The 20355-nt window shown below is 65.9% G+C and carries 15 protein-coding genes; 6 read left to right on the top strand and 9 right to left on the bottom strand.

Annotation, left to right across the window (positions count from 1 at the left end):
- From SJY06_RS01155 to SJY06_RS01135, 5 genes are all read right to left on the bottom strand, one after another.
- Nucleotides 1-1740: a replication initiator gene (locus SJY06_RS01155; protein WP_380163789.1), complete on the bottom strand. Its 1740-nt coding sequence runs from the start codon at nt 1738-1740 to the stop codon at nt 1-3.
- On the bottom strand, nt 1737-2105 hold the full coding sequence (locus SJY06_RS01150; RefSeq protein ID WP_380163788.1) for a WhiB family transcriptional regulator: 369 nt from the start codon (nt 2103-2105) through the stop codon (nt 1737-1739). Before SJY06_RS01150 ends, SJY06_RS01155 begins: the two co-directional genes overlap by 4 nt.
- Nucleotides 2102-3559: an FtsK/SpoIIIE domain-containing protein gene (locus SJY06_RS01145; protein ID WP_380163786.1), complete on the bottom strand. Its 1458-nt coding sequence runs from the start codon at nt 3557-3559 to the stop codon at nt 2102-2104. The genes SJY06_RS01150 and SJY06_RS01145 overlap by 4 nt, the downstream gene beginning before the upstream one ends.
- A gap of 257 nt (nt 3560-3816) precedes the next feature.
- Nucleotides 3817-4095: a hypothetical protein gene (locus SJY06_RS01140; protein WP_380163784.1), complete on the bottom strand. Its 279-nt coding sequence runs from the start codon at nt 4093-4095 to the stop codon at nt 3817-3819.
- A 13-nt stretch (nt 4096-4108) separates the two neighbouring features.
- Complete coding sequence (locus tag SJY06_RS01135; RefSeq protein ID WP_380163782.1) at nt 4109-4525, bottom strand: hypothetical protein; 417 nt, start codon at nt 4523-4525, stop codon at nt 4109-4111.
- Between the two features lie 280 nt (nt 4526-4805).
- Here SJY06_RS01135 and SJY06_RS01130 point away from each other — a divergent pair, with 280 nt between their 5' ends.
- The 6 genes from SJY06_RS01130 to SJY06_RS01105 all read left to right on the top strand — a co-directional run bounded on the left by SJY06_RS01130 (nt 4806) and on the right by SJY06_RS01105 (nt 15964).
- A complete protein-coding gene (locus SJY06_RS01130) occupies nt 4806-5855 on the top strand; it encodes a helix-turn-helix domain-containing protein (protein ID WP_380163780.1) in 1050 nt (349 codons plus the stop codon).
- A 33-nt stretch (nt 5856-5888) separates the two neighbouring features.
- Nucleotides 5889-6590, top strand: a complete 702-nt coding sequence (locus SJY06_RS01125) for a creatininase family protein (RefSeq protein WP_380163778.1) — start codon at nt 5889-5891, stop codon at nt 6588-6590.
- Between the two features lie 411 nt (nt 6591-7001).
- Nucleotides 7002-9224 carry a site-specific DNA-methyltransferase gene (locus tag SJY06_RS01120; RefSeq protein WP_380163776.1) on the top strand — a complete coding sequence of 741 codons (2223 nt, stop codon included), beginning with the start codon at nt 7002-7004 and terminating at the stop codon, nt 9222-9224.
- Complete coding sequence (locus SJY06_RS01115; protein ID WP_380163774.1) at nt 9217-11694, top strand: DEAD/DEAH box helicase family protein; 2478 nt, start codon at nt 9217-9219, stop codon at nt 11692-11694. Before SJY06_RS01120 ends, SJY06_RS01115 begins: the two co-directional genes overlap by 8 nt.
- 724 nt (nt 11695-12418) lie before the next feature.
- Entirely contained in the window at nt 12419-13654 is a 1236-nt protein-coding gene (locus tag SJY06_RS01110; RefSeq protein ID WP_380163772.1) for an RNA-directed DNA polymerase, read from the top strand.
- A gap of 468 nt (nt 13655-14122) precedes the next feature.
- Entirely contained in the window at nt 14123-15964 is a 1842-nt protein-coding gene (locus SJY06_RS01105; RefSeq protein ID WP_380163770.1) for an AAA family ATPase, read from the top strand.
- A 143-nt stretch (nt 15965-16107) separates the two neighbouring features.
- Here the strand turns inward: SJY06_RS01105 and SJY06_RS01100 are convergent, their stop codons facing one another.
- Genes SJY06_RS01100 through SJY06_RS01085 form a run of 4 tightly spaced genes read right to left on the bottom strand, consistent with a single transcriptional unit; the run spans nt 16108 to nt 20271 of the window.
- Nucleotides 16108-16419, bottom strand: coding sequence for a hypothetical protein (locus SJY06_RS01100; protein WP_380163768.1), 312 nt, complete (start codon nt 16417-16419; stop codon nt 16108-16110).
- Nucleotides 16413-17699 (bottom strand): C40 family peptidase, encoded by a 1287-nt coding sequence (locus SJY06_RS01095; RefSeq protein ID WP_380163766.1) that lies wholly within the window; start codon nt 17697-17699, stop codon nt 16413-16415. The genes SJY06_RS01100 and SJY06_RS01095 overlap by 7 nt, the downstream gene beginning before the upstream one ends.
- Complete coding sequence (locus tag SJY06_RS01090; RefSeq protein WP_380163764.1) at nt 17699-18280, bottom strand: hypothetical protein; 582 nt, start codon at nt 18278-18280, stop codon at nt 17699-17701. The genes SJY06_RS01095 and SJY06_RS01090 overlap by 1 nt, the downstream gene beginning before the upstream one ends.
- On the bottom strand, nt 18277-20271 hold the full coding sequence (locus SJY06_RS01085) for a hypothetical protein (RefSeq protein ID WP_380163762.1): 1995 nt from the start codon (nt 20269-20271) through the stop codon (nt 18277-18279). The genes SJY06_RS01090 and SJY06_RS01085 overlap by 4 nt, the downstream gene beginning before the upstream one ends.
- Between the last annotated feature and the right edge of the window lie 84 nt (nt 20272-20355).

Here is a 20355-nt window from a genome sequence, read left to right as displayed (position 1 = left end):
CTATGCAGCGTGACCGCTCGACGGGTTGCCTCGCGGGTTATCCACAGCCCCGCCGGGTGGCCCGGTCGCTCCGGGTCCGGTGGTAGCCGTCAGTTGCTTCGCGGCCTCGTACTGCGCCCGCCACCGGTTGCGCTCCTGGACCGCGGCCAAGATGGCGCCGGCGTAGTCCGCCTCAGGCATGGGGACGTCCTCCCACGTGAACCGGGGGGACCCGTCGTCGAGGACATGATCGACGCCCATCCGATCCACCTCGGGGGCCTCGATGCCCGCCGCCAGCAACGTCTCCCTGACGACGGTGGCGCGGTCGGCGCGGTGCTCGGCGAGGGTCTTGCCGGACCACTGCTTGGAGACCTGGACGCGGCGGCCGCCGTAGCCGAGGTTGTCCCGTTCGTGGGCCCGCTTCTCACACCTTCCGGGTTCGAGGCCGGGCAGGCAGTCCTTCGGCTGAATCCCGTAGCGGAGCCAGTTCGCGCACTCCGGGGAGCAGGGCAGCCAGCGGACCTCTTCGTGCAACCGGTCCACGTGCGTCTCGTACGCCGCGCGGCGGGCGGCGGCGCGGGCCTGCTGGCGGGCGGAGCGGGCGTCCCACTCGTCGGGGTGGCCGACATGGTCGGCGGTCGGGTCGTCCGGCTCCTCGGGCGTGAACGTGTCCGCGAGGCTCTTGGTCAGGTACTTCGTCAGGTACCGGATCGTCCGGTCGGCGTCCTCGCTGGTGCCGAGGATGCCCTTGACGTCGGTCTGCTGCCCGAACCGCATCGTGTGCGCCGCCGGCTGTCCCGGGTCGGCGTCGAGCTGGGCGTCGAGGTCGTCCATCGCCTCCTCCCACGCCGGCAGCGGCATGCCGGTCTGGGGGTCGCGGTAGGCACCGTCACACCAAGCCGGGACGCCGGTGGTGTGTTCGTCGTAGACGACGTGGTCGAAGGCGGGCCACCACACCTGCACGTAGGTCGCCTTCGTCACCTCACGGAGCACCTGCCGAGGGACGGCACCGCGGATGGCGACGTGCACATGCGGCGCCAAGCGCTTCTGAGGCTCGATCGCGGCGAAGTACTGGGCCCTGTAGCCGGCGCAGCGGCGGAGGTTCTGCACCCACCGCGCGAACAACCGGGGCAGGTGGATCGCGTCGAGCGCGGCCCGTCGGTAGTCGTAGGTGGCCGGGTTGACGGGGGTGCCGGTGCCGGGCGTGATCCGCCCGTACGACGGCAGGGTCAGGGTGACGAACATGCTCGGTCGGTAGACCTGGCCGCGGTTGCCGGTGAAGGTGCGGCCCACCGTGCGGTTCTCCTGAGGCACCCGCGGCAGAGCCGACACATCGTCACGGCGGCGGGTCGATCGCACCCGACGATCACCGTCAGAGTCGCCGAGCTCGGCGTCAACCCCTTCCTCGTCGACCGGCGCCTGATCCACCGGTGAGTCCTCGAGATCAGGTTCCGGTTCGTCCTCGCGGTGCCAGCCCTCGCGGCACTGCTGCTGCCGTACCTTCCGCGCCTTGGCCGCGCACGGTGGGCAGACCCGTTCCCGGGTGGACTTGCAGGGGATCGGGACCCTGGTCGTGTCCCCGGTCTCATGGTCCACGACCAGACGAAGGAGGGGCCGGACGCAGACGCCCGCGTGCTCGGCCCAGGTGCGGACCATCTGCCCGTCCACGCGCAGGGTCGGGTCGTCGACGACGCGCTGTTCTCCGGTGGTCCACCGGGTGCCGGCCTTGTCGACCAGGCCGCGGTCGAGGACGGCAGTCACGTCGCCACCGCCTTGCGCTGCGGCGGCCGGGCTCGGTCGGCGTCCTGGCCGCAGTCCGCCCCGAGCGGTTCGTCGCCCAGCTCCGTGAGCAGTTTCAGGAGGTCGGGGGTGTCGACGCCGTCGCGGAAGCTGCCGGCCCAGAACCCGGCCGACGCGTAGGACGCCTTGGCGTAGTGCCGGCAGCAATCCCACACCGGGCATGCCCGGCAGAGCTGCGCCATCGCCTCTCGAACTCCGTCCGGGACCCGGTGCGCGTCCTCCGTCCAGGGCAGATCCGGTCGCCGGGCACACGAAGCGCGCGTCATCCACTGGTGGTCCAGCCCGGCCAGCGTCTCCGGGGTGACGGTCCGCGCGTGGCTGTTCACGAGTGCGCCGCCGAACCGGCGTCCACGCCCGGACGGCTGGTGGTGCTGGCCCAGCCAGGCGTAGCGTCGGGCTCCGGGTCGAGTTCCCCCACTCGGCCCTGCTGCCCGTCCTCGCCTGGCTTGCCGGAGAGCCCTTCACCCCCACCGATCCCCCCATCGGTCGAAGGGCCCGCGAAGACGGGCAGCCCTGCGTCAGCAAGGGCGGGGTAGGCGCGGCCGAGCTCCTCGATGGTGTCGTCGGGGACGTACACCGCCCGGGCCCGCTGGGGGTCGGGGATGCCGTCGAGGCGGACGAAGCACACGCCGGGGGTGGCGAGGGGAATGCGGTCGCAGACGGCGCCGCGGTGCAGGGCCCCGTCGCCCAGGACCATGTCGACCTGGATCGGCTCGTCCAGCCGGAACGCCACCCGCACCGCATGCAGACCCCGCCAGCGCACGACCTCCTTGGACGGATCCACCGTCGTCGTGATCACCGTGAACCCCACTGCCCGGCCCCGGGACAGCAGGGCACCGAGGGCGGCCTCGACCCGCCGCGTCGTCTTGCTGTCGGCCAGAGCGGTCAGGGTCGCGAGCTCATCAACCACCACCAACCGATGCGGCGACGACAACGACGGGACGTGCTGACGAGTGGTGCCCGCCAAAGAGGCGGCGCGCTGGTCGAGCTCGACGACCAGGGACTCCAGGGCGTCGGCCATGTCGTCGATGCGGTCGACGACGTGGGCGAGGGGTCGGGCGGGGGTGGCTTCCATGCCGCCCTTGGGGTCCAACCACGTCACCCTCACCAGGCCCGCATGAATCGCCGTCGAGAGGCCGGCGACGATCGCCCACAGCAGCGACGACTTCCCCGACCCCGTCGTGCCGGCGATGAGGACGTGCGCCCCACGCAGCCGCAGCCGCCACGAAGCGCCGTCCTCAAGAACCCCCACCGACAGTCCACCCAGCCCCGCGAGCACCGCCACCGGGTCGGTCAGCTGGGGGACGCGGCCGAGGACGAGGGGGCGGGCGAGGGTGTCGGCGCGGGTGATGTCCAGCCACACCCACCCCGGACCCGCCGGCCGCACCCTGACCGCCAGGGCCCGCCACGCGTGGGCGAGGGAGTCGCACGCCGCGGCCACGGTGTCCGGCGAGACGCCCGCGGGCAGCGCGATCATGAGGTGATCGGTGGAGCCGGTGAAGCGAACCCGCTTGAGTCGAACGACCTCGACTGACTGACCTTCCTGCCGCAGCGCCCGAGGGGTGTCGGCCCAGGTGAGGGTCAGGGCGTGGCCAGCGCCCGGGTCGTCCCGACGGTCGGTGACGTACAAGCGGTGCCGCAACGCCAGCGTCCTCCACGAGGGGCCGTAGACGTACCGCCGGCGCCACCAAGAGCCCCACCAGCGGCCGATGGCCCACTCGTACGACCGGCGCGCCCGCCACCGCCACAGCGCCAGAAACAGGCCGCACAGAACGGCCACGGCAGCCACCCTGGCCTGCACCTGCCAGGGCGCGGACAGGCCCCATACGTACACCCCAAGACCCAGCAGGACCACGCCGACGAGAGTCCGGACCGGGCGCCTCGTCGCGTCGGCCAGAACGAGCCGTAGAACCCACCAGCCGCGCCGGCACATCACGACCAGAAGGCCGGAAGACCCCCAAGAGCGGCGTGAGTGGCCCTGACCGTCGCGGGCCTTCACACCGTCCGTGGTCTCACGGGGCGTGGGCGCTGTCGTCATCAGTCGGCGTGGGTCGAGCGTGCGACCCGCAGCACCTCGTGGCCGACGTTCTCGACCAGCCCGAACGCCCGCAGGAGATCCCCCCGGAGTTCGTCGTCGGGGTAGTCCCGGGCCCGGGCGATGAGGGCAGCGAGCTCGTCCAGCACCCGCGCGATGTCCGCGGAGGTCTTGATGACGTGGTCCCACACCTCGTCGCCGTTGCCGACGCCGAGAGCACGGGCCCACACCACGACGTCCACCCGGCCAGAGGGCATAGCTGCGCCGTTGGTGGAAGTCATGCCGGCGGTCATGTCAGGCCGCCTCGGACGAGCTGGTGCTGCTCGACGTGGCGGACGGGCGGCGGCCGGATCCCGGCACGGGAGCGGCGATGGTCTCGGCGGACCAGTACTCGACCAGCCCGCCCGTGTTCTTGTTGATCCGGACTTCGACCTTCAGGCCCTCGAAGGTGATCGGGCCCAGTGCGGTGACGTCGGGGCGGTCGTACGCCGGGACCGTGATGGAGGCGATGACGCTGCTGGTCCGGCCGTACTGCACCTGCTGGTACATCACCTCCACGCCCCATACCGGCATCCCGGTGTCGTCGTCTCGCGTCTGGACGTCGGACTGCGCGCGACCACCGCCGGCGGTCTCGACCCAGTCGAACTTCGCGTCGACAACCCCTGTGGCCACCATCGGCTGCTTGCTGCTGTCCACCACGTATGCAGGCATTGCCCGCTCCTCTCGTCTCGGGCCCGTTCCGGGCCGTGCTCCAAGGGCAGCGGAGTTGGTGGCGGCGCAGAAGATGGCGCCAGTTAGCGCGACTCGTCCACAGGCGCGCTAACGGTCCCCACTGGGGCAGGCGAAGAGGGTCATGCTGTTCGTTATGGACGGTGATGCCGGGCTTGTCCTGCGAGGGAGTCGACCGCAGCTCTCCGCACTACGTCGTGAACGCGGTTGGTCCCAGTCGCGTCTACTGCATGCCGTACGCGCGGGAGCGGAGAGTCGGGGTATGACGCTGGCTTCGGACGCGTCGCTGAAGGTGGCGTTGTCTCGCTGGGAGAACGGCCATCAGATCCCCGACGGAACTAACCGGCGCCTACTAGCGGACGCCCTGGGCGTGCCGGTCGCAGATCTAGGGTTCGATGACCCTGCTCCGCAACCCTTCGCGCCGAAGCGCCTGGTCGGTCCCGACCTGGTCGCCTACTACGAGTCGGCGTTTCGGCTTCACGTCACTGCAGACCAGGTCGTCGGTCCTGCGGACGTCCGCCCCGTCGTCATGGCGCAGGTGAAGGCGCTAGAGGAGGCGCGCCGAAGCGCGTCCGGCGCGACGGCGCAGCGACTCCTGAGAGCCAGCGCCCGCTATCTCGAACTGGCCGGCTGGCTGGCTCAGGACAGCGGCGACCTTAAGCTCGCAGAGCGGTTGACGGCCCGGTCTGGTGACCAAGCGAACGTGCTGGGCGACGACGACTTCGCAACCTATGTCACCGTTCGACGCGCTGCCATCGTTAGTGATGCAGGCCGAGCACAGGATGCCCTCGACCTGGCCCAGCTCGCGCAACGGCGTGCGGTGGGCCTTCCCGGTGCGACAAGGGCACTGGCCGGTCGCCAGGTGGCTCTCGCCGCCGCGCAGGTGGAAGACACCGCAGCGACGGCGAGGGCCATCGACCAAGCCCTGGCCGCCGTCCGGGAGCCGACCCCTGCCGACCACCCCGGCCACTACTGCTCTCCGTCCTACGTTCACATGGAGGCGGCCCAGGCGCTGCGAGTCCTCGGCCGTTCACCGGACGCCATCGAGCACCTTGTGGCCGCGCTCGACGCCTGGCCGTACCACCAGGAACGAGACCAGGCGCTGTGCCTTGCGAGGTTGGCGGATACCCACGCCTGCCTCGACGCCGTCGACGAGGCGTGCAACGCGGCGACCGCAAGCATGGCCATCCACGCCGCGGCGCCGTCGGCTCGGACAGCACGCACGCTGCGCCGTGTCCGAAACCGTCTCAGCACCCACCGCCGGGACCCCTCCGTCCAGCCGCTCCTGCTTCGCCTCGCCGCCGTAGGCTGATACCTGCACGTCGGCTGTCGACAGGAGGCACAAGTGATCACCACAGCGACCTCGCACGAGGTCCGCGACGCCAGCCCCAACATCGCGGTGTTGCCCGTCGGTAGCTTCGAGCAGCACGGTGGTCACCTTCCCCTAGCCACGGACACCCTCGTCGCTGCCGCCGTCGCTACCGCGATCGCCGACGCCTACGGACTCTTCCTGCTGCCGCCCGTCACCATTGGCTGCTCCCACGAGCACGAGGACTTCCCCGGCACCGTCAGCATTCGTGCGACCACCCTTGCCGCCGTAGTGGATGACGTGCTCGACAGCCTCGCACGACAGGGCATCACCCGTACCGTCATCGTTAACGGGCACGGAGGCAACTACGTCCTCAGCAACGTTGTCCAACAGGTCAACCGCGGACCCCGACATGTCGCCCTTTACCCGGAGAAGGCCGAATGGGCTGAGGCACGGACGGCCGCCGGCTGCGACACGGACCACAGCACCGACATGCACGCCGGGGAGCTCGAAACTTCCCTACTGCTGCACCTCAACCACACTCTCGTCCGCGAGGGGTGGCAGCGCGCGGACCACTTCGCCCCGGACCGCCGCCTCCTACTAACCCAAGGCATGCGGGCTCTGACAACCGCCGGCGTGGTCGGCAAGCCGTCAGCAGCCACCGCGGCGAAGGGCGCTGCCGCCCTAGCCAGCCTGACGAAGATTTTCGCCGACCGTTTGCACTCGATCGGTGGATAACGCGCCAAACGGTGACGACCGCGGGGCTCCGCCCCACACGCTGCCCTCCGCTCGAGGATGCGGCGGTTAGCCAACCACGTGGTGATCCCCTCACGTCAGCGACCGCAGGGAGATGTCGGGCGGAAGGTTCGGCAGCAACGCTAATGCCGCTGCACGGTCGGTGTGCCAGCCCTGGATCCGTACCTCCCGCCCGACACGGAGACCGCCGACGCGAGGGGATCGCCACTCGACTGCAGCTGGTCGGGGTCGGCCGTGACCTAGCACGCGAGGCCTCGGTACACCTGGCCCTGAGCGAGCCGGACCCTACTCAGGCTGCGTCGGGGACTCGCCCGAGGCGGACATGACGCCCAGCTCCGCTGGGGCAGACTGACCCCCGACCAGCAGCCAGCGCAAGGAACGGGGAGACGACGAGTGGGGAAGCACAGCGGTGGCCTGGAGCTGACGTGGACGGACAAGGACAAGGCAATCTTGTCGGTGGGCGATGGCCAGTACGACTACACGTTCGTTGAACCGAGCGACTACCGCGTCTCCGAGGTGCGTCTGCTTCAGTTCGTTGAGCAAGTAGAGGGCATCCGCGCGGCCAGCTACCCGGATGGGCTACCCGAACCGACTGACGACAACCTATTGGTCACTGGTGATTCCATGCACGTCCTCGACGCACTCAGCAAAACCCCCGAGTATTCAGAGCGCTACGTCGGAAATGTAAAACTGGTGTACATCGACCCACCCTTCAACACCGGCGAGACGTTCGACCACTACGAGGACAGCATTGATCACTCAATCTGGCTCACGCTGCTTCGGGACCGCCTCAAGCAGATCAAGCCATTGCTATCCGACGATGGATCAGTCTGGGTGCACCTCGACCATGTCGAGTCTCACCGCTGCAGGGTGGTGCTGGACGAACAGTTTGGGCCGGAGAACTTCGTTGCTGAGATTGCATGGCAGAAGGCTGTCACGCCCCGCAACAACACAAACAAGATGACCGTCTCGCAGGACGCCATTCTGGTCTATCAGAAATCGAGGGCTTGGCGAATCAATCGTCTTCCGCGGTTGGCATTGTCGGACTCGCGGCACAAGTCTCAGGACGGGGACCCGATTCCGTGGCGCGATAATCCTACCGACGCACCGGGCGCGAAATCTCACCAGGGCATGGTGTACGCCATTCAGCACCCGATAACTGGCGCCTTGATGTACACCAAGGTTGGGCGCTGCTGGGGTCGGGAGCAGTCCTGGTTCTTGGAGCAAATGTCTGAATACGCCCCGTACGAGCTACGCGAAATCGACGATGCCCCTAAGCGTGCATTCATCTGTGGGGTCAAGCCCGGCGAGGTGCGCAAGGGCGTTAAAGCAATCATGCTGGCGGTACCACTTGAAGTGGGGGCCAGGATGGCGAAGGCGCGCTATGACGCAGGCAACTGGCCGTCCGTGTATCTAACGAACAAGGCCCGTCGTGGCATTCAGTTGAAAGCACACCAGACCGACATAGACCGCATCCCAGGAACCCTGTGGCCTGCCGCCGAAGTCGGCGCCAACATCGAGGGCAAGGCAGAGATCCAAGCCATGTTCCCCGACATCACGCCGTTCGCGACTCCAAAGCCGGAGCGCCTGTTGGAGCGAATCATTCGTGTCGGCAGCAACCCCGGTGACATCGTCCTTGACTGCTTCGCCGGCTCCGGAACGACCGCCGCCGTGGCCCACAAATTGGGTCGACGGTGGGTAGCAAGTGAATTGCGTGCCGCAACCATGAACACCTTCACCAAGCCCCGCTTGACGAAGGTCGTTGCGGGCGAAGATCCTGGTGGGATCACCAGCCGAGTGGAGCGTCAAGCCGCTCCAGGGGTGACGCTCCCGTCGAAGGTCGCCCCGAGAACAGCTCAGCAGTGGCAGACGAATCTCAAACGGCTCCTGGCCTCTGAGGAGACACCCGAGACCGAAGGAGATAGCGAGGATGTGGCCACGGCCCCGCTGACGCTGGACGCCGGAGCCGAGCTGCTGAAGGCAATTCGAGAGGCCGCTCGAGCCGGTGTGTCGCCCCTAAATCCGGAAGAAGTCACGTACCTTACTCGTCTACTTCGCAAGGTCAGCAACTCCGACTTGTCGGAGTTGGACATCACCAAGTCCGTGAAATCTGCCCTTGTCAAGCGAACAGACACCGTCGACGTGAGGACGCAACTCTGGCACGGCGGCGGTGGATTCGTTCATCTGGAGGTCGGACCATCAATGTTCGAGGACGTTGATGGCTTTGTTGTGTTGGCCGACTGGGCGACCCACGGCGCGCTGGCAAAAGCCATGTGCGCCCAATTGGAGGTTCGTTACAAGCCAGACGGCATTTTTGCGGCAAGTAAGGGCACTGTGCGCTACGTCGTCGTGGACGGGCTGGTTGGAGAAGGCACGATCGCCTCGATACTCGAACAGGTGCCAACTGGTCAGATTGTGCAAGTCTGGGCGACACAATACGACGACAGCGCGTCCACCAAGCTACGCGTGGAACGGCCGGGGTCACGGCTGGAAGCCATTCCGGATTCAGTCTTAAATTCGTATCGGAGGAAAGCCGCCAAGGGGTCTCCGTTTACCCGCAAGCGCAGCGAACAGGACGCCAGCAGCCCGACGGAGCCGAGGACACCCAATGTCTGACCTAAACGTTGACAGCAACCTGCTTGAGGAGGTCCGTCATCGTCTGACATTGCGAGACCCGAACGCGCTTGCAGTCGAATCCGTCGCCAACGTGATCTCTCAGTACTTCGATGTCGAAGGCAAAGAGAGACCGCTGGAGATGATCGTCGACTCAGCCACGGGTGTCGGGAAGACCTACATCATGGCGGGAATCATGGAATACCTTGCGGGGGCTGAGGATGCTTCACGCAATTTCTTGCTGCTGGCCCCCGGACGCACCATCCGGGACAAGTCGGTCAACAACTTCACGCCCGGACACCCCAAATCAATCACACACCTCCTGCGTTCAGACCCATATGTGATCGATAAGAACAATTTCAAGAGTCCAGCGACGCTGGCCGTCATGAAGGATGCGTCCCGCACCAAACTCTACGTCTTCACCGTGCAAGCACTAACCTCGGCGACAGGGGACGGCCGGGAGACGCACGAGTATCAGGAGACGCTGGCGGGCTCTTTCTACCAATTCCTTGCTGGCCTCGATGACTTAGTCATCTTGGCCGACGAGCATCACTGCTACCGCGGCCAAGCCTTCGCCCGTACAATTGCAAACCTCAACCCGGAGGTGGTCATCGGAGTTACTGCCACCCCTGATAGGCGCGACGAAAACCTCATTATCTTCCGGTATCCCCTGGCCGCGGCTATCGAAGACAAGTTCGTCAAAACACCGGTGCTGGTGGCGCGGCAGGACGACCGTCACGACGACCGCACCAAATTGCTGGACGGAGTCACCCTGCTGCGGGCCAAGGAGCGGGTCGCACATAGTTTCTGCAGGGAGAATGACCTGCCGCTAGTCAATCCGGTGATGCTCGTCATCGCCGAGAACATTGGACGTGCGGATGAGTTCCGCGACATGTTCGAGTCCTCCTCCTTCGATGGTGGCCGATGGCAAGGATCGACCTTGCTCATCCACTCCGAGTTGACCGGCGAAGATAAGGAGGACGGGCTTGCCGCTCTGGACGCCGTGGAGGATCCCGATTCTCCTGTACGGATCATCATCGCAGTAGGGATGCTCAAGGAAGGATGGGACGTTAAGAACGTCTACGTAATCGCCTCGATGCGACCATCCATCTCAGACGTGCTTACGGAGCAGACCCTTGGGCGCGGTATGCGCCTGCCGTTCGGTGGCTACACGGATGACGAGATGCTCAACACAGTCGAGGTCTTGGCTCATGAGCGCTACGAAGATCTGTTGCGGCGCCGAGAGTCACTCAACAAGTCGTTTGTCGACCACCGAGTCTATTTCGCCGCCCGTCAGACGCGAGACGGGAGGACCGTGGCACGCCGGCAAACCCAAGAGGCGCCTGTCACCTTCGAGCCGACCACAGAGCTGCCCCGCCAGGTTGCCGAAACGTCGGAGCAGGGCACGGAGGAGGCCACGCCCGCGGCGAGGGTTCAGTCTTTTCAGGAGCGCGTCCGAGAGGCCGAAGAACGCGCCAACGAGGCCTCAGGCGAATTGAGGGAACATTTCCCAATCCTCGGAAGGTCCCCGATCCAGGTCCCCTGGGTGCAACGTGTGGCCCAGGCTCGAGCAGTCTCCCTCAACCAGGTGCACAACATGACGCCCTTCTCCCGCCTGGGCCGGACGTTGACGAGCGAGTCGGACACTGCCCTTCGTCGCACAGTGCTCGCCGCCGAGGGTGGTCGCATCCAGGCTCGCCGAGCGGAGGATGTCGTTCAGGCCACCGCGTTTGACCTGCCGTTCGATGAACTGCAGCGAAGTCTCGTGGAGAGTGTCATGCAAGTACGGGGCGTGGAGCGCCGCGCTGGCGAGGTCGTAGCCGCAAAGGCGATCGTTCAAGCAGTCGTTGACGCCATGGGTGAGAGCGCCGAGGCGAGTCTGTCTGCGTATCTGGATCGCGCATCACGGCGGCTGCAGGACCTGGTTGCGGGGCAGCTACGGCAGTTCGCTGGCAGCGACGTCACCTTCAGCGAGGAAGTGCGCACCAACAACCTCGACAAGCTTCGCAGAGCGCAGCGCCTTCACGAAGACAGTCACGAGGGGACCTTCCGTCGTGCCGTGGCTTACAACGACTGGAAGAAGAACCTGTACGAGTTCGCTTGGTTCGACAGCTCGCCAGAGTTCCGTGCCGCGCAGGCAGTCGACAACGACCCTTCGGTGGTTGTCTGGGCGCGCCTGCACCGAGGCGACATTCCGATCATGTGGACAATTGAGGGACGTGAGTACAACCCCGACCTAGTCGTCATCGAAGAGATGGACGGGGCTCGAACCTGCTGGTTGGTCGAGACGAAGATGAACCGCGAGATGACCTCAGCAGAAGTGATCGCGAAGCGTCGAGCTGCGTTGACCTGGGCGAACACGGTGAACAACTCTGGACAGGCGAATGGTCGCTGGCGCTACCTGCTGCTCTCGGAAGACGACGTTGCCGACGCTGCTGGCTCATGGACCCATATGAAGGGGTTCGGGCAGTAGCAACCCGACCCACACGCAAAGGCCAGGTCGCTGCGTGGTCGCTAGCCATCAGTGCACTTGCACCGACAAGCGCAACGGATCGAGGACCGCCAGCGCGAAAGGATTCACGGGCGGAAGCTAGTTGATCGTGCCTGGCCCGACGAGCAGCGAGCAGTGCACGAGCAGGCACCACCAGGCCACAAGCGGGTTGCTCCGTTGACCTCTATGGGATCAAGGCGGGCCGGCTTCGCCGGCCCGCCCGCGCCGGGCATGCGGCGAGGGCGCCGTTCCGGGCGCGGGCGGACTGCGCGGGAGCATCCCGGTGGGTTGCGCCGCGCCTAGGATCTGGTGGCAGCCGCGGCGGCACGCTACCGATTCGCACAGTTCCCCGACTCCTACCCGTGTCGACCGCGGGCCGACTACGCTCGGCCTGATGCGAGCAGACAAAGCTCTGAGTCACGGTCTATTCCCGGTGGAGATGCCTAGCTCATTCTCTTCAGTGGGCTTCGCTGGTGCAGCAGGCGGTCTACCCTCCCCGTCTGGGCGACGTCCCTGGACAGCACCGGTCTCGTTCAGTTTGTCGCGAGCTGGCGGCTTAAGGCGATCCATGGAGATACCAAACCCAATGAGCCAACTGAACCTGACCCGTATGTGTGAAGCTCACTGGAGCGTCATACAGCGCGTGACCGCCAAGAGCCCCATCTCCCTCACTCGACCAGTCCGAAGCTCACGAGGCGGTCGATCCGTGCGCTACATTCACGGTGTTGACCGCCGATCCGGCATTGCGGTCTCACGCATGCCCGGCGGCTCGGTGACACTAAGAACAGACATCTCCTCGTTCTATTCGTCGATTTACACGCATGCGATTGATTGGGCTGTACACGGGAAGGCAGCCGCTAAGCGTGCAATGCGTTCTTCGTCGCGCACCACGGGTCAGTTGCTGGACGCTTACGTTCGCGAATCACGCAACGGTCAAACAATCGGCGTCTCGGTGGGGCCCGACACCTCACTGCTCGTGTCGGAGCTGGTTTTGGCGCGTGTCGACGAGGCACTCTGTCGAGAATTTCCAAGACTCAGTAGTCGTGCATTTCGTTTCGTCGACGACATGGTCTTCTATGCATCGTCCACCGCCGAGGCTTATGAAGTGCTCGGGAGATACGAGCAGATCTTGCGAGATTTCGGCTTGTCCCTGAACCCGAATAAAGTCGCGGTGGAAGACGGCATCCGTCCCATCGACTCGGCTTGGGTTCCTGTACTGAGACAAGCACGGTTCCGCGACGATACTGACGTACACCAAACCCAAGACTTGATCGATCTCTTCACTCTCGCCTTTGATCAAGCACAGAAGTTTCCCACGGATGGCGTGTTGAGCTATGCCATTAAGCGTAGCGACCCGTTCCCGGGTGGTGCAACGAGCTGGCCCACCTATCGAGACCTGGTGGTCGCATCGATATCCCAGGAACCAAGTGTCCTACGAAATGCGCACCAGGTCCTTACCTTCGCTAAGGCTCACGGTCTGAAGGTCGACGCTGATCGTTTGGTATCCGTCCTCAACGAAACTTGTCAAGAGCACGCCCGTCTAGATCACGGTTTTGAGGTATCGTGGATACTGACCATTTTGCGCGACCTCGACCTTCCTCTAGATGCCACCGTTGGACAATCAATAGCCGACATGGATGACAACGCATCTCTAGTCCTTCTGGTGGATGAAACCAAGAGACGACCCATCACTCTGTCCAGCGTGGATCTGGGTCAAGCTGTCAAGCGTGCCGAACGACCAGGTGCCCTGTCGTCAGAGGACTGGCTACTTGCTTATGAGCTGCGGGCCGCCAAAGACTGCCGTCCCGCCAAATGGGACGGCAGCACCGAATGGAAAAAGCTGAACTCTGCCAAGGTACGCTTCCTAGTGCCTAGGGCCAGCCGCCTGAGCGGGCGTTTCAGGCGTCGCCTGCCCTCATTCTTGACAGGCTGGGGTTACTAGGCCCCCATTTCGGAGGGTCGCAACCACTAAGTGGGAGGATCCAAGCGAGCGGTGAAGGCGCTGTCGACCGTCGACCGCGGATGTTGAAATGGCGACAGGAGGGCCCGGTCGGGGTGTAAAGCGACTCCCTGCCTCGCGACTCGGACCCAAGCGAAGGCCCGGTCGCTCGATAAGCAGACGGCAACGGGGCTCCGCCCCGAACCCCGGGCCTCGGTTCCGGGATGCGCGGGAGGCACCAGGGCGGTGACCCCGCCGCGACGACCAGCCACAGGCCAGCCACCCCGGCGCCGGCCCGTCCAGGACCTACGGCCGCTACGCGGTGACTACGTCATCCTGGACAGACCACCACCGGGCCGGCTTACAGCCCAGCTGGCCGACGCGACGGGATCACCACCCTTACCACCAGAGTTGGGGTCAGACCCCGGCCGCTTGCGAGATGATGCTAGCAACGAGGGAGGGCAGTGCGCGGTGACATCGAATTACGAGGGCGAACTGGAGCAAGACCCAGGGTCGGGAGAGCAGCTTGGCTTTGGTCTGCAGTCCATTACGGATATTGCTGGCCTCAAGACGGAGCTCCCTGCCACGGGGATCATCGTTGTTGTCGGACCCAACAACTCGGGAAAGTCGACATTTCTGCGCGAGATCTACGGTGGGATTACGGGTGAAGGCGTTTACGACAGCCGAGGATCCTCACAACGTCGATGGCTGGCCGACGCGTCGGTCGAGGTGTCCGGAAGCCAGGCCGCGATTGAAGCGTGGTTCAACGATCGTGCAGGAAGGGTAACCTCTGAGCCGCACTACGCTGGGATGCTATCCCTTCGCCCAGAGGATGCCATGAACACACCCAATTGGAACCTTGAGGCAGTCCAGCGCGCGTTCGAATTGACCAGGCGAGAGCCGACGCTGAGTCACCTTGGCCCGCTCCGGCGATTTGTGGCTCGGTATATCGGCGCAGCCGAGCGACTCAATTTAAGCAATGAAGCGCCAATACGCGACACGCGGCAGAGTCCTTCCCATGCTCTTCACTTCCTGGTTGATGATGCAGACCTGGAGAAGAGAGTCTCGGACCGAATGTTTCGGGCATTTGGTTTTCGTGTCTGCATTAACCGGCTCGACCCAGCCGGGACGTCACTGCGCATTGGAAATATTGAGTTCGGCGCAGCGTCTCTACCGGCCAGTCGCGACCTACTGGAGGCGTTCGACGATTTGCCCAACGTTAATGACGAGGGGGACGGGGTAAGGAGTTTCGCTAGTTTATTACTTGACGTCATGACGGGTGATCGATTCTTAACGTTCATCGACGAGCCGGAAGCATTCCTGCACCCGCCTCAGGCGCGACAGTTGGGCACAGTCCTCGCGCAAGATGGACCCTCGAGGGGTCAGATCTTCCTCGCGACACATAGCCGAGACCTCGTCCAGGGTGTCCTTGAGGGCGTGGGGCGAGGCGCGAGAGACGTCGCAATACTCAGGCTTGATCACACGGCCCAAGGCGCTAGGACCATGCACTTGCTCTCCCCCGCCCGTGTCAAGGAGCTTTGGTCCGATCCTTTGATGAATTACTCCCGCATCGTGGACGGACTCTTTCACCGCGGAGTGGTCGTGACAGAAGACGACTCGGACGCTCGATTCTACGAAGCGCACGTCGATGCTGCCACACGCCACTTGGCCCCGCATGACTTCTTGTTCATTGGGGTGGGTGGCAAGGGTGCTCTACCGCGCGCAGTGGAGATTCTGCGGGACTTGAGAATTAAGGCGGTTGCCGTCGGCGACATAGATGTGCTCGATAATCCAGAACTTGTCGACAAGCTTTGTCTGGCGGCCGGGGTTGGGTTGACCGATGCCGAGAGATCGTGTCTGGATCGATTGAATCAGAAAATAGATGACCAAAGATCGGCCCCGACGGTCAGGCAGTTGCGGGCTCTCTTGGCGTCGTTGGCGGAAGAGCGCGCAGAAGCGCCCATTGATGACGCGACCAAAGCGGAGTTGAGCAGGCTGTCACGCGCTCAAGGAGGGTGGCAAGGGGTTAAGCGGGGCGGAGTGAATTCATTACAAGGCCCTCTTTTCGACGACGTGACATTTTTGCTTCAAGTTCTGGCGCCTCGTGGAATCTTGCTGGTTCGTGAGGGGAAGCTTGAGCGCTTCTATCCCGAACTTGACCGCGGCTCGGGTCGATCGTATGTCAATCGGGTGTTGGCAAACCGGCGACATGAGGAGACCGGGACGACAGCGGCGGACTTCGCGCTCCGTATCCACGAAACTGTAGCGAACTCCGACAACCTAGTGATGCGCAGGGAAGGGACAGTCACGTAACCCGACCATTTCCTGAGTAGGGTGAGGCATCACAAGCTGTCCTCAGCGACATCTTGCGGTTCTGCGCCAGGCGACCGTGAGTGCAATCGCGGGACATCCAGACACCTGTCTAGTGCCCCGGCGTCTCTTCTCAAGGCGTGGCATCAAACCGTTCGTGGACGCTCGACGAATACGATCTCGGCGTTGAGGGTCGTCGGCTCGGCGGTGCGGCCTGCGTAGTACGCCTCCTCGTGGACGACGTCGACGACCAGGCGCCCGCGGTTGTCGCGGTGCTTCTCGCTGACCGCCCGCACATCGAACACCCATGCGCTGGCCTGTAGGACGACCACCCGCTCACCGCGGACCGGGCCCGGATAGTCGGCTACGGCGACGGCCTCACGGGGCTCTGGTGGCCGGATGGGGACGACGAGGGAGCCGTCGGAGGCCACCTTCGGATACACCGGCTCGGTCACCATGCTGTGACCGTACGACGAGGCTCGGACAGAGACCAGGAAGCGAGTCCGGCGGCTTGCGGGGCGTTGTTCGTCGAGCTCGGGCCGGCGGGCAGTGGTGGTCGGGTGATGCTGACGAGGACGTCGGACCAGTAGGGGTCGTTGAGGACGTCGGGCACGTACTCGACGGTCTTCCCGGTCCGGGGCGCGTGGATCATGCCGCCACGGCCGTCGAAGAGACCGTCGTGGCTCACTCGGGACCCGCCGGCCGTGGCAAACGACAAGATGTCTCCGGCTTGGGCCTGCGAGGGCGGGACAGGGGTCGACATGGCTTCGATGGCGACGGAGGAGTGCGGGAGCGTGATGCCCGCTGCCTGGTACCAGGCATGCAAGATCAGCCCGGAGCAGTCGAACCCGACGATGCCGGCGCCCTGGGCGAAGCCCTCGCTGGGTCCGCTGGTGGTGCCGCCGCCCCAGGAGTAAGGGGTGCCGATCCAGGACGCCGCGACGTTGACCGCGACCTCCCCGCTGTAGGCACCGGGCAGGGCGGTGAAGTCGGCGGGGACGGCTCGGTCCTGGCAACGCTCGGTGGCGCTGGCGTAGGTCTGCTCGAGGGCGACCGCGCCTGGTGAAGCGACGGCACCGGCGGGCCTGGCGGACGTGGCGGAGAGGGCGGTGAGGACCTCATCGGCGAGTGACTCCCACTGGGCGTAGGCGTTGGGGAACGCCGAGCGCTGGACACGCTGCGCGGCGACGGTGAGCGGCAACTGCTCCCAGCCGGGGACGTCGAGGAGGGTGTCGTAGAACTTGCCGGCGGCGTAGACGGGGTCCATGAGCTCGTCGAGGGTGCCCCACCAGGGGTACTGCTGCTGAAACACGTTGACCGAGCCGTGGTCGCGGCCGACGGCGTCGTGCGGGTAGGCCAGGGACCGGGAGACGCCGCGCTGGTCGGGGCGGAGGTCACCGGTGCCGTCGTTGGCGTAGTTGCGGAACTTCGACTCCTGGGCGGCGACGGCGAGAGCGACCCGGATCGCCTGGTCGGGCAGGGCGCGCTGTCGTCCGACCTGGACGATGGTGGCGGCGTGGGCGAGCTGGGCGTCGTTCAGGCCCTCGACGTCGAGGCCGGTGGAGTTGACGGTGACGGTGCAGTCGCCGCGGGTGTCGGTCTGCTCGGTCTCGACGGTGACGCTAAGCACGAGCAGCGTGACCAGCCCGGCGATCGTGAGTTGGACGCCGATGACGGCGGCGATGATCTTGCCCCAGGGCAGAGACGCCGCGGCGTGGATCGCCAGCGTGTGCCACATCAGGACACATCCAGGGCGTCGGAGTCGGGCACGGGCTGCAGATCAGCGAGCAGCCACTGGTCCTGCTCGAGCATGAGGATGGCGGCGAGCCGGGTGCCGTCCTCGAGCTGGACGTCGACGAGGGCCTGGCCGTCGGCTTCGTTGCGAAGGAGCACCCGTTCGGGGTGGGCGGAGGGGACGCGGGTGGCGTCGATGGTGGCGGCGATCTCTTGGTACTCGGTGGTGGCGAGGGTGCGGAGTGCTTTCGTCCGTGTCTGGTCGTCGGGTGACTGCCAGGCCAGCACGGCGCGTTCGGTCACGGTGATGAGGTCCGCGGCACCCGGTTCACCGGTCGGGCCCGACGTTGGAACCACGACCGCTTCAGGTGGCAGCAGCTGCGACGTGTCGCCGCCCGCTGGTGAGTCACTGGGGATCTCCGCCTCGGGCCGTACGACGCGAGCCGTCGCTGAGAGAAACACGGTCGGTTCAGGGAGCGCGCCCTGCTCTGTTGCGTCGGTGCCTGTGATCCTCGTGACGACGAGCACGGTCCCAACGCCCGCGAGGAGCAGTGCTGCGACCAAGAGGCGGCTGCGGCGGCTCATGGCAGGCCCTCCTTGCGGGAGGTGACGACGTCGCCGGGCACGACCTGGGCGGGGCGGGTGCCAGGTTCGGCGTGGGTGGGGTCGTAGTGATCGACGACGGGGCCGTCGAGGGTGTGGATGACGGTGACGGTCTCTCCGTCCACGACGACGGCGTCGAAGTCCCGCATGGGCATGGTCTCGGGACGGCCCAGCGTCTCGGTCTGAGCTTCGTCGACCGTGACTGTCGGAGCGGTGCTGGTGCTGTGGCCGGGTGACTGGGCGGCCATGGTCGCGGCGACATGGGCGCCAGTCGACGTGGTGACCTGGGGGGCCAGATCCGGCGGGCTGGTGTCGGGCGAGCCGGCGGGGCCTCGGGGGGCGGGCAGCGCTGGCATGTGGGGCCCGGCGATCGCAGCAGGTGCGGGAGCACCTTCGAGCTCCGAGGGGGGTCCGGTTCGCGGTCGGTACTCCGGTGTGGGGGGTGCGGCGGTAGCGAAGTGCTCGGGTCGGATGGTGTCTGGGCCGATCCGGTAGGGCTCCGACGCGGTCTGAGTCTTCGTGTCGTCGTCGTCCTTCTGGCTGAGCTTCTTGGCGAGGAGGGCGCCGGCGGCGACCTTCGCGGTTCCTCCAGCGAAGCGGGCTGCGCTGCCGGCCAGTTCGGTGGCGCCCTTCTTGTACTTCCGGTACTCGGCGGTGCTGGTCTTTACAGCGTCGTTGCCGCGGACCATCGTGGTGAGGCGCCCGTAGGGGCTGAGGACGATCCACATCGCGATGCCGACGACGAACGCGAGCAGGATCCCGAGAAGCGCGGGAATGCCGGAGTCGGCGGACAGGAACACCCCGTAGAGGAAGGCCGTGACGGCGGCACCCACGGCGAACACGACGCTGTTGATGAGGGCCGCGGCGACCAGGCTGGCGAGACTGCGCAGGGTTCCCTTGAGCAAGAGCGCGACGAGCGCCACCAGGGGCAGGAACATCACGACGAGCCGGATGATCAGATAGCTCATGGCCACGAGCAGCAGGCTCATGAGCAGGAACGGCAGGATCCCGACCAGCGCCAGCGCCACCAGCGCGTGGCCGACCCGGTCGAGGCTGCGGGCCCCGGTGAGGTACTCGTAGGCGTCGGGGTCGCTCGCCCGGACGGCGTCTGCGGCTTCCCTCCACTGCTGTCGCTTGGCGTCGATGAGGTCCGCGCCGGCGCCGTCGGGGTCGTTGCGGACGAGCTCGGTCTCCGCCCAGGAGAGGGTGGAGGCCTGGTAGAGCTCGGGGCCGTACTGCCGGGCGGTCGGGGAGGAGGAGTCACCGAGGGTCCCCGCGACCCACCGGTCGAAGAGGATCGCGTCGACCAGCGGGGCGACGGTCGCGGCCGCGGGATCGGCGTCGTCGCTGCCGGCGATGGCACCGTTGACGGATACGATGGCGGTGACGGTGACCTGGTCGGTGACGTTGGCGACGCTGCTGGGGTAGCTCGCGGCGAACGCGGCCAGGGTCGCGGCGACCAGGACGAGGCAGCCGGTGCCGATGGCCGCGGACAGACGGGCCCGCCGGATGCTGATGATCATGAGGACGCCGACGGCGACCGCGATGGCGGGGAAGAACGGTCGGGTGAAACCCTCATAGAGAGCGTCGGAGACGTAGGCGACGGGCTTGTCCAAGACCTCGAGCCAGGTCTGGTTGTAGACGGTGTCGGCGAGGGTGGCGACCACGCCGACCGCGAGGACCGGCAGCGACATGAGCGAGTTCGCGGTGGAGGTGAGCGCGCCGTTGGTGGCCTGTCCGGGGCCGGGCACGCAGGAGTCGACGTACATGTGCCAGCGGTAGCCCGCGAGGCCGGTCGTCTCGTAGAGGCTGACGCCGGAGCCGTCAGTGAACGGGTTCGCGTCCCGTGGTGGCGGGTCGGCCGGGCGGGGGGTGATGAAGCCTCCGAGGCCCCGGTCGGGAGACTCGGCGGTCGGTGGGGTCTGGCAGTCGGGCAGGCCGGGCACCGGCAGCTGCGGTGTCGCCACTGTCACGCCTGAGGAGACTCCAGGCGTCGCGGCGGCTGTGGCCGGCGCCGCCGTCCCGAGCAGGACCGCAGTCAGGAGCAGGAGGCAGAG

This window comes from Jannaschia sp. R86511 (assembly GCF_042466345.1).
Taxonomy (GTDB): Bacteria; Actinomycetota; Actinomycetes; order Actinomycetales; family JBBAYJ01; genus Aquipuribacter.
This window is presented reverse-complemented; position numbering and strand designations above follow the sequence as displayed.

What these genes read in the sequence shown, in the direction of transcription:
- SJY06_RS01140 (WP_380163784.1), bottom strand. Translation starts at nt 4,095, where the DNA reads ATGACTTCCACCAACGGCGCAGCTATGCCCTCTGGCCGGGTGGACGTC.
- SJY06_RS01135 (WP_380163782.1), bottom strand. Translation starts at nt 4,525, where the DNA reads ATGCCTGCATACGTGGTGGACAGCAGCAAGCAGCCGATGGTGGCCACA.
- SJY06_RS01130 (WP_380163780.1), top strand. Translation starts at nt 4,806, where the DNA reads ATGACGCTGGCTTCGGACGCGTCGCTGAAGGTGGCGTTGTCTCGCTGG.
- SJY06_RS01115 (WP_380163774.1), top strand. Translation starts at nt 9,217, where the DNA reads ATGTCTGACCTAAACGTTGACAGCAACCTGCTTGAGGAGGTCCGTCAT.
- SJY06_RS01100 (WP_380163768.1), bottom strand. Translation starts at nt 16,419, where the DNA reads ATGGTGACCGAGCCGGTGTATCCGAAGGTGGCCTCCGACGGCTCCCTC.
- SJY06_RS01095 (WP_380163766.1), bottom strand. Translation starts at nt 17,699, where the DNA reads ATGTGGCACACGCTGGCGATCCACGCCGCGGCGTCTCTGCCCTGGGGC.
- SJY06_RS01090 (WP_380163764.1), bottom strand. Translation starts at nt 18,280, where the DNA reads ATGAGCCGCCGCAGCCGCCTCTTGGTCGCAGCACTGCTCCTCGCGGGC.